Origin of the sequence: Aquimarina sp. 2-A2, from assembly GCF_045505135.1 — a bacterium.
Classification (GTDB): domain Bacteria; phylum Bacteroidota; class Bacteroidia; order Flavobacteriales; family Flavobacteriaceae; genus Aquimarina; species Aquimarina intermedia.
Map to the genome: position 1 here is coordinate 222,708 of NZ_JBJKFI010000005.1, position 13,727 is coordinate 236,434.

Sequence of the window (13,727 nt, forward strand, 5' to 3'; positions counted from 1 at the left end):
GGCACGCAAAAAATGTATTTTGGGCATATATTATTTATATGCTTCAGCGGTTTTCCTCATTTTAGTAGCTTGCTCAAAAGCATAACCCATTTTTAAAAGTTGCTCTTCTTCATATCTTTTTCCAATGAAAGTAAGGCCTGTTGGTTTACCGGTTTCTCTATATCCCATAGGAACAGTAAGGCATGGATATTTGGCCGCAGCGGCATATCCCGCATTTTGGTTATCAATTGATAAAATGGCATCCAGGGAATGCTCATTCATGGGCGTGTCAAAAAAACGTTTACCTTCTTCGTGTAATCGTGTGCGTAACTGGTCTAGTTCCTCATCAGTAAGATCTACAGTGGTCGCACGCAAAAAGCGGGCTTGACCATACGGAATTCTATTTACAGAATCCGTTTTGTTGTATGCAACTATTTCTTTCATAGATCGCAAGGTGATACTATCAGAGGCGTAGGTGTTTAAATAAGCCGGAAGATCTCTTCGCATATCAGCACTTAGTAAATCTCCAAACCCATCAAAATTCACTTCAATCGGCTCAAATTGGACAGCAATAGCGCCCTGTGCTTCCAGTTTTGATATCGCTTGTTTGTAAACTGTATCGTTAAGTAAGGCGGTAGGCACACCAAATCGCAATCCTTTTAATGTTCCCGACTTAAGATTGTCCAAATAGTGTTTGTTCTTTGGATTATTTTTAGTCACCACATCTTTAGGATCTTCACCACTCATGGCTGAGAGCAAAATAGCATTATCAATGACATTTCTGGTCATTGGGCCCGGGGTATCCAAGGTACTCGATAAAGGTACAATTCCGCTACGACTCAACAACCCTACAGTGGGCTTGAGCCCTACAAGAGAACTGCTGCTAGACGGTGACAAGATGGAACCTGACGTTTCGGTACCAACAGCAGCAACCGCATAATTGGCTGCCATCGCAGCTCCGCTACCAGAACTGGAACCACCCGTATCAAAAACTCGACGACCATAAGCATTCAAGGTTTGGCCTCCTACGGCACTGTATCCGTTAGGTCCACCAATAAATAAAAAATTTGCCCATTCGCTTAGGTTTGTTTTACCTAAAATGATTCCGCCATTTTCTTTAATTTTTTCAACAATAAAGGCATCAGCTGGACGATTGTTTTTTAGTAAATGCGTTCCCGCCGTGGTGGGCATATGGTCTGTATTAATATTGTCCTTCAATAAAATTGGCATTCCGTAGATAGGATGATTATTGACAGCTTTGTTACTATCTTTTTCGCGTGCTTCGCTAACCGCATTTGGATTGATCGCTACGACAGCATTAAGCATTTTATTTTTATCGCTCTCATGCTTAGCAATTCGGTACAAATACCATTTTGTCAGGAGTTCATACGTAAGTTTACCGGACTTAATGTGTGACTGTATAGTAAGGATATCCTGTTCAAAAATTAGCGGTTTCAATTGTTGGTAGTCTTCTTCAGCAAATGTATCAAGCTGACTGGAAATGGTTTTGAATAGTTTATTTTTGTCGAGTAATTGTGACTGTATTCGTTTAAATTGCATTCTCTCAGATTCATGGTCCGCATTTTCAGTCAATTCTTTTGATTCATCGTATGGTGTCCATACAAAAGCGCTTGGTTTTGATTCTTCCTTGCAAGCAAAAGCAAGTATTACTAATGATACGAAAAGGAAATGTTTTTTCATAAATAGGATTGTTTATGGATTTGAAATAACTGTATAGATGATGGTGTTTTTCAATTGTAGTTCGTAGTGAAGTATAATTACTGAAGATCTAATTGTACATGGGGGCTAAACAAAGAAAATGTTTTCTTCATATCCCACATATATTCTTTAATACTTGCAATGGAAATCAATTCGATTAAAATTATATAGTTGATGACTACTAAACTACATAATTTCTTTGAATTGCGGAGAATCTACAGATACTATGGCCTGAAGTGAGCAGACCTTGTACAATGGGAATATAACGTTGAGTTGATATTTTATAGAACAGCCAGTAGTTGTGCATCATTACTTTTATTTCTAAAAAGAGCTAAAAAGTCAAAATGTTAGACCATTTAAGAATAAATAATAGTAAAATCGATATTCCGGTACTGGTGTATATCACGCCTTGCCAATAAAAAAGTCGGGTAGTCCATTGATTCCAAAGCTTTTTACCATATTCTTTTTTGAAATGCCCGTGGGTAAATTTCCAGAAAAGAAAAGCGATACTTATAAAAAGAGTTACTAGTGGGATCCAAATTTTTCCATCAGGTGAATTGTTAGTTAGTTACTATCAACATCATTAAAGAATTATTGCTAATCAATAATGTTGCGATTTTGGTTTTTAACAATGACCAAAGTACATAATTTTTATGGAATTTTTCTAGTTGGTACGAATGTTCAAAGATTGATTTAAAAACTTAAAGGCGTGTGACAAATAATCAATCAGCAAGATATTTTTGAAAGGGAGACTTTTAACACTCATATGTTTAAAATCTATTTTTTATCAAGCATCGTCCCTAAGAATCCTTACTAGTTGCTGTAAAGATTTTTTTGCTTCTTTCATTACTGGTAGCAATGGCCAGATATGAGGCATATTTGTTCCTAAAATTATCTCCACCTTCGTATTGGCTTCGATTAATTTTTGAGCTGCTATTTTTTGATCGGGATAGGTAATGTCATTCTCAGCCAGAAACAGCATCGTTTTGGGTAAGTTATCAAAACTACCATAAAGCGGTGAAATCATTTCGTTCTTCAAATCCATTTTCCCTGCGCACATTTTTTTTGCACTCAGCACGCCTTTTTTGGATAACATAGGGTCGATAGCATCTATATTTTCTATCTCAGGATTGGACATAGTTGCATCCATGACGGGTGAGATAAGCATTATTTTACTGGGTAACGAGATGTTTTTTATGATCAAACGTTGCACTAAACTCGTTACTAAGGTTCCGCCGACAGAATCTCCAAGAAGCGAAATTTTATCGGGCGCATAGTTTTCTAAAGCTTGGGTATACACATGATTTATATTAGCTGATATTTCTGTGATCTTATTTTCTGGTGCTTTCGGATATTGGCAGAGCCAAATCTTGTGATTGGTTTGTTTAGCAATTTCTTTTACCGCATCCCAGTGATGTTTTGCCGGACCGGAGATAAAGGCGCCTCCGTGAATGAATATAAGTAAGTTTGGAGAATTTTTATTTAAACCAACTTCGGTAATTAAAGTGTCAGAAATTTGGAAAACGGAGAGTGTATTCTCTCTAAAAAACTTGCTTTTTTGGGAATAAACATCGTCTTTTCTGATCTTTTTTACATCTATAGGGTCTTTGCTAAAATTATGCTTTATTCCTTTTAGCTTAATAACCAACAGCGTAATATAATACGATAGACTTTGTTTCATTTACTTTTGAGCATTTTTGGTGCCAAACATAATACGACTTAAAGGTACAGATTATTTATTCAACCTTTTGAAAAGTATATGCAGTGCCATAGTTCATTTCTTTTACCCTTTTAGTGACAGCGTTTTTATTACAATCAAACAAGGGTGTTCTGCTTCCTCAACTATAATTTTTTTTGAGTCTGTAGTTTTAACACATTGATTCTTTACCACGAAGGCGGGATACTTTTGAGGAGTGGGTAACCACTCAGTTTGGACGTATTTAATTTCACCTTGGTTCTATAAAAACATGTTACTATATCCAGACTCACAGGAATAGACTTGATCTAATGAGCACTGTATTCATACAGAATCATACCAACCTTATAAATATTTAATTATCTGCAAAAGTTTTTGTCCATCCTATTCCAATCTGATATCCGGATTGAGCCTTGTCCATAACTAGTGGTAAAAAGCTGTAAAGACCTATGCTATTAGAACTATTAAGCTTATACTTAGGAGAAAATGACAAACCGTAATTAAAAAATGTTTCATTATTTGAAAAATCTCTCTCAAAGCCTATTTTTTCATTTACTAAAGTTCCTTTAGTAATAGCAAAGTTTAAACCTACAGGAACTTCAAAATTTAACTGTATCTTATTAAAATTAAGAGAATATCCAATATTTATAGAAGGTAGTAGTCGCATGTCAATATCATTTTTTAAATAAGCCTCTGGTTCTGATTCTCCTTTGAAGTCGAAATATGCGATCACAGAAAATCCTAACGTGAAATGATGTTTATTTTGAGAAATCGGGATATTATATTTACCATAACCTCCATAATAAAACGCTTCATAACCAGCAGCAAGTATTCCCAATTCAAGGGAACTATTGTTTCTGTTTTGAGAGTGAAGTGTAAAGGCAGCCATGAAAAAACTGAAGGTGATGATTTTTCTAATTGTTAAATACATAATCTAATCCTTTTTTAAATATTTTATTAGCAGAACCGCCATGTCCACTCCCTTCTATAAGTTCGTTTTTATGTTTAAAATTCAGATAATCTCTAGTGTCTAAGCGTTCGTTCATTTCTTCAAAAGAAGCAAGCATTACTCCACCTTCTAAAGTTCCCATTCCATTGTAAAACGTCACATCTAAGTCAGTATGCGTGTCTGCATAGTTCTGTTCATACTCAAATATAACCCCCGAGTCAAACCAATAGGATGTTCCACTTGCTATAAACTTGTTAAATGGGTTCGAACTTCTATTTTGAGCCATAACATATTGAGTAAATAAACCTCCAAAAGAATGACCGATTAATGTTTTGTTATTTATTGGGTCTATGCTATATCTAGATTCAAGTTCAGGTATTAATTCCTCTTTTATAAATCGATAGAAGTTCTCAGCACCGCCTTCGCCATGTGAGTAAGCAGTTGGTGTGTAGTCCCTATTTCTTTGTTCATTATTGCCAATAGCTATAAAAATGGATGAAGGCATATCATCATTTTCAGCCTTAACTGAAATCATATTGGCTATAGTATTGAACCTGGTATTGCCGTCTAAAGCTATTATCAGCTGGTTAAGGGAATTGCTATCGTAATTTTCAGGAATAAAAATGTAAATAGGGTATCGGTCATTTATTATTGTAGATTCTATTGTAAACTCTTCTGTAGCTCCTAAGACATCAAGATTATCATCTTTAGAACAACAACATAGTATGTTACAGAGAAATAATAGCTGTATAAATTTCATGATTCAGATTTTGTATCAAAAATCTTGAATCTTTTAAGTTTAAAACTTATTCTAAATCAAGAAATGATTTTCTCATTTTCTTTTTAAAAATTCTTTTTTTACACGGCTGTAGGTTTCTGGGGTAATACCTAAGTAATTTGCAATTAACTTTTGAGGTACTTGCTCTAAAAAAGCTTTGGATTTTGAAATTGTATCTAAAAAGAGCTCATATTTTTTGCAAGCATTTTTATGTTGTAATAATAAAGACCTTTTTTCCCGTTCTAAATGCACTTGTTCAAATAGTTTGGTATAGATATACGAAAATGGATGATTTTCTAATAAAAGTTTCTCAATATCGTTTTTTTCAAAATAAAGAATTTCAGTATCGGTTATCGCCTCTTGCACTTGATTTGAAGGTGAATTTTCCATATAACTTGTAAAATTATTAAAACTCATGCCTGCAAGCGAAAAATCTATTGTAAACAAATTTTCTTCAATTATTACATACTGGTGTATAAATCCTTTTAAAACTAAGCTTGTTTTAGTTTCTGTTTGTCCGATATTAAGTAAGATTTCACCCTTGCGTAACTTTTTCTTTTTTATAACTTTTGATAGCGGTGTAAAGTCTGTTTCGGTAATCGGGTATACTTGATTTAAAAAATCAAATAATACGTTTTCTTCAACGGAAAAGTTTTCTTTCACAGGAGTTTTAATTTTTGCTAATAGGTTTGTATATGGTTTGTTACGTGTTTTAAGCACCTAATTTAGCAAATAAAAACCGAATAGAAAATCCGCGAGAATTTTCGTATGTAGGTAGCGGCTTTGTCCTAGCAATTAATTTTAAAGGCGTTGTGGGTTCGGCCTTTTTATCAGTAGCCCTGTGCTAATTTCAATCTTTCATTTTACATTGGCTCCCACAGTTCTATTTTATTACCTTCTTCGTCCAAGATATGTATAAATTTTCCATAATCATAAGTTTCAAGACTATGGAGTATGGTAACTCCATTTTCTTTTAATTTTTTAACAAGTCTTTCAATACACTGGACTTGATAAGTTATCATAAACTCCTTTTTGGATGGTGGAAAATAGTCTTCCACTTTTTAAAGGGTCTCCATTGAAGAGCGTTAATTTGTTCAGTATTGTTAATATCTCTACTATCAAAACTCGAAGAGCCCCATTCATTGATTTCAATCCCTAAATTTTTGGCATACCACTCTTTTGTTTCTACTAGATTATCAAAATAAAAGAAAATTCAGCCAGTGCCCGTCACTTTTGGGGTAGTATTAAATTGAGAAGTAGGTTTCTTCGATGTTTCTGATTGGTCTTGCAGAGTAGTCATTTTGTTAGTTTTCATATTACAGTTCGTAGGAAGTGTTAAGCTTAAAACTTTAAGTAATAATCTATTCATGTTAAATTGTTAGTTTGAAATAACACGTTCAGCAGTCGGGACTTTACTGCACAAGTTTCATTGGAAACGTTTGTTTGCGTTGTTGTCCGTTCTTGGTTCCCGAAATTTCGGCAACTAAAGAATCTGACGTGATTTTTGTATAAGAAATAGTCTGAGGAAAGTCGTGTTGTAAGTTTTCAAAAACCAATTGTGTTTCTGAAATAGTTTTAGCCAAAAAACGAACAGGTAAGTTTTCATTTTGGTTTTTTACACGAGGAATATAAAACAATCCGTTTTGTTCTTGTACTAACTTTATGGTTTCAAAAATGATGGTGTCTTTATCTTTTACAATATAACTTTTACCATTAAATTCGTTTTCCCTTGATTTACTCCACGTTTCATAAACACTTCCTTTTGAGGTTTTGTTTTCCCAAGTTCCTTTAAGCCATTCTGCTTTTTTTATGTTTGTTGTCTGCTTTGTTGTCCAAGCGCAAAGAATAGTCGAACTGACAAGTATAATTAAAGTTTTTGTTCTTGTTTTCATAATATTAGTTGATTGAGTGTACTGCCATTTTATTCCCTTCTGTGTCAATGAAGATTCCGAAATATCCCATTTCAGGGCTGATACGGGTTTTCGGAACAATTACTTTCCCGTTGTAGTTTTCTACTTTTTCTAATACTGTTTGCAAGTTGTTTCCGCCATTTAAATAAGCGATTATTCCATTAGATGAAGGTTTGTAATCTTCTCCTTTAACGATTGCTCCCGAAACATTTTTTCCGTCTGTTGGGAATAATCCTGTTTTTGTTCCAAACATTTCAGTTTCTTTGATTTTCACACCAAGAATAGATTTATAAAAGAATACTGCTCTTTCAAAGTCTGTTGCTGGTATCTCAAACCAATTGATTAGGTTTTCCATTTTTACTATATTTTTAGTTATCTGTTAAAGGTGCAAAGTCTTGAGAACGTAAAATTGTAAAAATGCGACAAGCCTAATCTGTTCCGTAAAAAAGAGAAGACATTTTTAAATTGTTACTATAGAATTCTTTTGGGGTAAGACTTGTGAATTCTTTAAAATCTTTTATAAAATGAGCCTGGTCGTAGTAGTCGCCTTCATATGCAAGACTTGTAAGACTTGTATACTTGTTATTTAGCAACATTTTAAGTGTGGCCTGAAGTCTTACGGTTTTTGAAAGTTGTTTTGGGCTTAAACCTATGATCGTAGAAAATTTTCGTTCTAATTGCCTTCGGTTTATGTTAATTTGTTTGGAAAGTTCATCTACAGAAAATTGTCCGTTTGCCGTCAAAATCGTATCGACTGTTGATTTAACGATGCGGTCAACAGTTTGTATATCAGTCAAACGACTTAATAAAAATGTTTCGATATGATTTATTCTTTCGGAAGTTGAATCGGCATTTAAAATTTTAAGTTCAATTTCTTGTCCAATTTTGCCAAACAGTTTTTCCAATGAAACTGCTGTGTTTTCTAAATCTTTTATGGGAAGGGTTGTGAAAGGCAAAAAACCATCGGGATGAAAACGAACAGAAAAAATTCCTGTTATGCCTGTTGGTTCAATTATAAGGGGTCGAGTAAGTTGTCCTATGACAAAACATCTTGGTTGAGTTGTACTATCTCCGTTTTCCAGATATTGACTGTATAAATCACCATAGTGGAAAATCATCTCTATGCAGCCATCAGGAACTATGGTCTGTCGATGGTTTTTTTCTTCTTTTGAGCTTTCCAATGTCCAATAGCATTTTATAAATGTGTTTAGGTTTTTGTTTGGCTCAAATGTTTGGTAGTTCATTGGACTTTCTTTTATTCATTTTTTTAGCTGATGCACAATCTGTAGATCTCAATTTGAGAGTAAGCATAAACCACATTACTTTTTGATGGTCATTGCCAAGACATGTGGGATAGGATTTGGTTTTGAACTATCACTAAATTACATATTTTTTTGTAGCTGTAGTTATTAATGTTTTGATGCTTTACCACGAAGTCAGGAGACTTTGCCTTTATTTAGCAATTCCATAATATATAATCATTGCTATGACTTAATTGAAAAAAAATAACATATTTGAGAACGCAGGAGAGAGCTTCACATAAGATAGATATCGCGATAGATACACTTTTTGATTTTTCTATTTGATAATACTCTATATTTACGTACTTTTTTGATGCATTGAACAATTACCACAAGCTAGAGGATTGGCTCTCCTGGATGGATGAGCTTTCCTATAATGATTTCGTAATAGTAGATAATTTTTTAGATCCACATAGATTTAATACCATTCGATCATTTTTTATATCTCACCTTGAAGCGTTTAACAAGGCTGGAATAGGAGCAATGGGAGAGAATGTCATACGGCAGGATATACGAGGTGACTTTACTTATTGGCTTGACCGAAAAAGAGACACTGACGTTAATGAATTCTGGAGTTTGATTGATGAAACCCTGCATATTTATAACAGGTATTGTTTTCTTGGTTTATCTGGATATGAGTTCCATTTAGCACATTATCCTAAAGGTGGCTATTATGAAAAACACATAGATCAATTTAATACCCGAAGCAATCGAACGATTAGTATGGTCATGTACTTAAATAAAGGCTGGCAAAAAGGAGATGGGGGTGAGTTGGAGATATTTTTAAAAGACGGCACATCGTTGCTTGTCGAACCTATTGAAGCAAGATGCGTAATGTTTAAGAGTGCTGATGTCCCGCATCGTGTGGTGGCATCCAACAAACCAAGATACAGCCTTACCGGATGGTTATTACAGCAACCTGCTTCGCTAGGTAAGTTTTTGGGTTAATACAATTAGCAAGTCCTTACATTTTTTTTGAATTTACTGGTTTATAACTTATTTAAGTCCGTGGTTTAAATGTACCGAGGCCGTCATGCGAATTCAATAGACTTGGGTTATATCAAAATAAACTTTGCTTACTTTTTTGCAAGACGATACCCGTTCTGCATAGCACTAGATACTCACTATTTTGTAGAGGCTGTTACGTAATGTGCATTATTTCAATAAAGCACAGTTTAATAACAATCAGTTAAAATTTGCTTTTTACCTACATAGACCTCTAGGGACTGAAGTGCATATTTTTCACAAATTTTTTCTAAGAGCGTATAAACAGTATCACGCATAATGATAGATCCACAAATCATGATAGTGCCTCCACTTGACAATAGTGTAGCCATCATTTTTTCGTCTCTCAAAATTAGATCTTGAACATACTTATAAGTATTCTCTTCTTTAGAAAAGGCTACGTGATACTGTTGCAATGTATTCTTTTTTAAAGCGTTGTCAATTTGAGGTTTGTATAATTCTTCAGCTTTTTTGGTTCTTGTACCCCAATATAATTGTATGGGCGCCTCTATTTTTTGATGAATCATACCTAGAAAAGGTGCAATCCCGGTTCCATTAGCAATCAACACTATTTGTGAACTCTTTGTAGGGAGATAAAAATCTCCATTCTTCCTAATTGTACCTTTTACCTCTTGACCTATATTTAAGTCATTTAGAAAGTTAGAACATACGCCGCGAGGGTGTCTTTTTACGCTTAATAACAAATCCCCATTGCTGCATTTACCAACTGAATATAAACGTTCTTGCGTTTCATCAAATGGTGTAAATCCTATCAAATCGCCAGGAATAACTTTTTTAAGCTTTTTGGTCGTTAATGTTAGTCTAAACGTCTCATCATAGGGGTCGATGACATTTTGTTTTGCTATAACTTTGAAAAAAGTTTCTTTATCTTTCTTAGCCGTTAACTCTATGGGTAGTTCCAGATTGATTTTTAAAGACGAAGCCCAATCTAAAATCCAACTTCTAAACAGCTTATAGTTTTGATTGTGAATTAAAAGCGGACTTGGTGAAGGCATGTTAATTTTATCATGTAGTAAAGCTTCGTTATGTATTTGTTTAGCGAATTCGCAGAATTTAGGGTAAGCATAAGACCCTAATCCGATGACATGACAACTAAAAGGTTTAGCAATTTTAGTGCGTTGTAGTTTGTTTAAAAATAAATTCGCGTTACTTGGTGGCTCCCCCTGTCCATAAGTAGACGTTATAATTAGCAGCTGATCAATAGTATCATATTGGCGATAATTGTTTAATGTATCCAAAAATGCTCTTTCGCCAGCCTTAACCAGTGATTGTTGTAAAATTTTCCCTAGACGTTTGGTGTTCCCGTTTTCTGATCCTATAAGAATTATAATATTCGCTTGATTGCATGTAAAGGTATTGCTAATCGAAGATCGTAATCTCTGAAATGTAATAATACCTCCAGAATATATAAAATATAGGATAGCAAGTGAGCTTATAAACAATACTAAAGACCAAAAGATACTTCCAACACCTGTATGGAGATCAAAACTTAATATTGCGATTATTTTTGTTATAGGATAATTAATTCTTTCAACAACTTCACCAGTTTTTTGGTGGATTTTTATTTCTTTGTCGTGTAGGTTTAGTATAAAAAAATCTTCTTCATCTGTAGAGAAAGGAAATTCTAATTTCTCGATATCTCTTAATAATGTGTTTTTAAAAATTGGAAACTCGAAAAAGGGGAGGACATCCTTAGTAGTCAGCGTATGTTGATTAGCAATTTCTTTTACCTTGGGTAGCAATGAAAATCTATCCATTGATAAATACGTGCCTGATAAGGCAATAACAATAATGGGAATCAGCAGGAATCTCCCAAGTGCTACGTGATTATATTGTATGGACTTATCATTAATAATTTTTGAGTAAAGTTTTAGTAAGCCTCCTTGTCTTTTTATGGCTAAACCTAAACCTGTAATAGCAATTAAAAACAGAAAAAAACAAGTAATACCCACAAAAACTCTTCCTGGGGTTTTTAAAAATAAAGAGCGATGAAAATTGGTTAAGAACTCAAAGAATGGCTTTTTAGGAGGAATATCGGCAATTTTGTTTCCATCAAACGGATTGATGTAAAATTCACCACTTCCAGCTTCATCCATACTGAATACACTAGCTTTTACAAAGTAATTTTTGTCAACTTCAATAGTTAAAACCTCATCGTATTTGTGGTGTAGGTTTTCTAATAATTGGGATATGGTGACATGTTCACCATTTTTAATATGATAAGGCTGTAGTTTATCATGAATGGGCTCAAATGCCAGAAAAGAACCGGTTATGGTTGCCAGTAATAAAAATAAAAAAGAAGATACAGTCAAACCTAGATGACTGTATCTCCATAACTTGCTAAGCATATGTTTGATTAGTTTGGTATAATTCTAACGTAGCGAATGTATCCTGTTCCTTCGAATTTATTTTTTAAGTTATTGTTTTCTAACAAAACTTCTAAATCCTTCTCATAGTATTCCTGATGCTCTACAGCGGTTTCAAATCTTAATTTATTACCAGCTTGTAAATCATCTTCGTTTAGTTCAAAGGTAAATATAGAACGTTCTCCACCTGCAATGGTTGCACCTGTAGTAGCATCTACGGTGGTATCCTTAACTGTTTCAAAAAAGGACCACCATGTAGGAAGATCTGGATACCATTTTTTATCATCACCTAAAATCTGTAATGTTTTTATGTACTTATTATCCTTATCTATCACTGAAACCACAACATAAGCACCTTCACCTTCATAGTTTTTTAACTGAACCATACATTTGTATTTTGGTTTTGGTGCTGTGTTTTCTATGGTAGTGAATGCCATGCATGATAAGAAAACTACGAAAAATATATATTTGTAAAATTTCATGTTCCTGTATTATTTTAAATTATTTTAAAAAAGTAATATCCTTATTCTTGAGTAGTTCGTTTTCTAAAGCTAAATCATAAGCGCTTTCATCAAAATCAGTAAGTGCTTTAGTATCTGCACCTTTACTGATAAGAAGTTGTAAAACCTGGATGTCATTTGCTTTCATAGCTGCTAAGTGTAGAGGAGTTAAACCATCACTATTTTGTTGATTTACATCTGCGCCCAACGCTATCGCTTTTTTAATCAATTTGTTTTCTCTTTTGGCAATAGCGATATGTAACGGCTGCTCTTTCTTAGAAGCATTTTTAAATGAAACTCCAGCATCAGTTAAAGCCTTTGCAAACGTTTCAAAATGTTTACTGTTTCTTTTGTTATACGCATTAAATAAATGATAGTATAAGTTATTACCCTCGGTATCTGTATTATTTAAATTTGCTCCCTTTGCTTTTAGAAATTCGAAAGTATCAACATTCATGCGTTGCGTTGCAAAGGTAATGGCAGCATGTCCTTTTACATTTTGATGATTGATATCCTTAATGATTGGGGTTATTTTTTTTAAAACTAAGAGATTGTTTCCTCTAGCCGCATTTAGAAAAGCGGTATTACCTTCTTTATCCTTTTGATGAACATTTACCCCTTTTTCCATAAAAAAAGCTATAATATTAGCATCCTTAGTATTAGATGCGATATTATGTAATGCATTCTCTCCTTGGTTATTGGTCTTAGTCATATCAAGACCCAAGCTGTCAAGGAATTTAAAAACTCCTAATGGATTGCTGTAACCTCTAAGTCCTTGACTTGCAAATAGTGCCAAGTTCTCTCCAAGTGTATTTTCTTTTTTGTAATCAATACCTTGAGCAATATAGGTTTTAATAAGTGTGGTGTTTCCTCCTTTGGCAGCATAAAAAAGTATGTTATTTCCAAATTTGTCGGTAGCGTTGATGTCTAAGCCTTTATCTTGAAAATATTTGATGATTTTATCATCTTTAGCATGCGGTGCAATTAGTAAAAGCCCATTGGCTCCAGCACGGTTAGTTTGTTTTAAATCTACATTATTGGATACCATTAGATCATAGATTTCGATCGTATCATGACCTGCATTTACAGTAAACGTAAACCAATTAAAACCATGGCTACCCACAATCTTTGTATCGGCACCTTTTTCAATCAATAATTTCATCATGTCAATATCCCCGGCAGCACCTGCCCACATCAAATAGCTTCTTCCATCATGCGTAGGTTTATTTACGTCGTTTCCCGGTATGGATAGTAAATATTTGACCGTTGCTACAGGAGCTTTTGATCTAATCGCAAAACAAATAGCATCAAAAGCAGCTGCATTAAGTGTTACTGGATCATTGCCTTCTTCAATTTTTTGTTTCACAGCTGTTACATCTGGCTTTGTTTTCCAAAACGACCTGTTGTGAAGTTCGTTGGTACTTTGTTGTTTTTGCGCAAAGATAAATACTGGAATTATCAGCAGCAGAACAAGGGATTTTTTCATAATTGCTTAGTATTGAA

13 protein-coding genes are annotated in these 13,727 nt (G+C 34.0%); 1 reads left to right on the plus strand and 12 read right to left on the minus strand.

The window, feature by feature from the left end; translation table 11 throughout:
• Positions 1-30: 30 nt before the first annotated feature.
• From ACJRPK_RS13075 to ACJRPK_RS13115, 9 genes are all read right to left on the minus strand, one after another.
• Positions 31-1,680: an amidase family protein gene (locus ACJRPK_RS13075; RefSeq protein WP_407140531.1), complete on the minus strand. Its 1,650-nt coding sequence runs from the start codon at positions 1,678-1,680 to the stop codon at positions 31-33.
• A gap of 805 nt (positions 1,681-2,485) precedes the next feature.
• Positions 2,486-3,379 carry an alpha/beta hydrolase fold domain-containing protein gene (locus ACJRPK_RS13080; RefSeq protein ID WP_407140533.1) on the minus strand — a complete coding sequence of 298 codons (894 nt, stop codon included), beginning with the start codon at positions 3,377-3,379 and terminating at the stop codon, positions 2,486-2,488.
• A 370-nt stretch (positions 3,380-3,749) separates the two neighbouring features.
• Positions 3,750-4,325, minus strand: a complete 576-nt coding sequence (locus tag ACJRPK_RS13085) for a hypothetical protein (RefSeq protein WP_407140535.1) — start codon at positions 4,323-4,325, stop codon at positions 3,750-3,752.
• Positions 4,309-5,103 (minus strand): alpha/beta hydrolase, encoded by a 795-nt coding sequence (locus ACJRPK_RS13090; protein WP_407140537.1) that lies wholly within the window; start codon positions 5,101-5,103, stop codon positions 4,309-4,311. Before ACJRPK_RS13090 ends, ACJRPK_RS13085 begins: the two co-directional genes overlap by 17 nt.
• 72 nt (positions 5,104-5,175) lie before the next feature.
• Positions 5,176-5,784 carry a Crp/Fnr family transcriptional regulator gene (locus tag ACJRPK_RS13095; RefSeq protein ID WP_407140538.1) on the minus strand — a complete coding sequence of 203 codons (609 nt, stop codon included), beginning with the start codon at positions 5,782-5,784 and terminating at the stop codon, positions 5,176-5,178.
• A gap of 200 nt (positions 5,785-5,984) precedes the next feature.
• Complete coding sequence (locus tag ACJRPK_RS13100) at positions 5,985-6,143, minus strand: VOC family protein (protein WP_407140540.1); 159 nt, start codon at positions 6,141-6,143, stop codon at positions 5,985-5,987.
• 390 nt (positions 6,144-6,533) lie between these two features.
• Entirely contained in the window at positions 6,534-7,013 is a 480-nt protein-coding gene (locus ACJRPK_RS13105) for a DUF6265 family protein (RefSeq protein ID WP_407140542.1), read from the minus strand.
• A 4-nt stretch (positions 7,014-7,017) separates the two neighbouring features.
• Positions 7,018-7,386, minus strand: coding sequence for a VOC family protein (locus ACJRPK_RS13110; protein ID WP_407140544.1), 369 nt, complete (start codon positions 7,384-7,386; stop codon positions 7,018-7,020).
• A 73-nt stretch (positions 7,387-7,459) separates the two neighbouring features.
• Positions 7,460-8,275: a DUF6597 domain-containing transcriptional factor gene (locus ACJRPK_RS13115; protein WP_407140545.1), complete on the minus strand. Its 816-nt coding sequence runs from the start codon at positions 8,273-8,275 to the stop codon at positions 7,460-7,462.
• Between the two features lie 375 nt (positions 8,276-8,650).
• On the opposite strand from ACJRPK_RS13115, the gene ACJRPK_RS13120 reads away from it, so the two are divergent.
• Positions 8,651-9,280 carry a 2OG-Fe(II) oxygenase gene (locus tag ACJRPK_RS13120; RefSeq protein WP_407140546.1) on the plus strand — a complete coding sequence of 210 codons (630 nt, stop codon included), beginning with the start codon at positions 8,651-8,653 and terminating at the stop codon, positions 9,278-9,280.
• A 227-nt stretch (positions 9,281-9,507) separates the two neighbouring features.
• Here the strand turns inward: ACJRPK_RS13120 and ACJRPK_RS13125 are convergent, their stop codons facing one another.
• The 3 genes from ACJRPK_RS13125 to ACJRPK_RS13135 form a co-directional block, all read right to left on the minus strand.
• Positions 9,508-11,706: a PepSY domain-containing protein gene (locus ACJRPK_RS13125; RefSeq protein ID WP_407140547.1), complete on the minus strand. Its 2,199-nt coding sequence runs from the start codon at positions 11,704-11,706 to the stop codon at positions 9,508-9,510.
• Positions 11,707-11,714: 8 nt separating this feature from the next.
• On the minus strand, positions 11,715-12,110 hold the full coding sequence (locus ACJRPK_RS13130; RefSeq protein ID WP_407140548.1) for a DUF2271 domain-containing protein: 396 nt from the start codon (positions 12,108-12,110) through the stop codon (positions 11,715-11,717).
• A gap of 115 nt (positions 12,111-12,225) precedes the next feature.
• Positions 12,226-13,710 carry an ankyrin repeat domain-containing protein gene (locus ACJRPK_RS13135; RefSeq protein WP_407140550.1) on the minus strand — a complete coding sequence of 495 codons (1,485 nt, stop codon included), beginning with the start codon at positions 13,708-13,710 and terminating at the stop codon, positions 12,226-12,228.
• Positions 13,711-13,727: the final 17 nt, after the last annotated feature.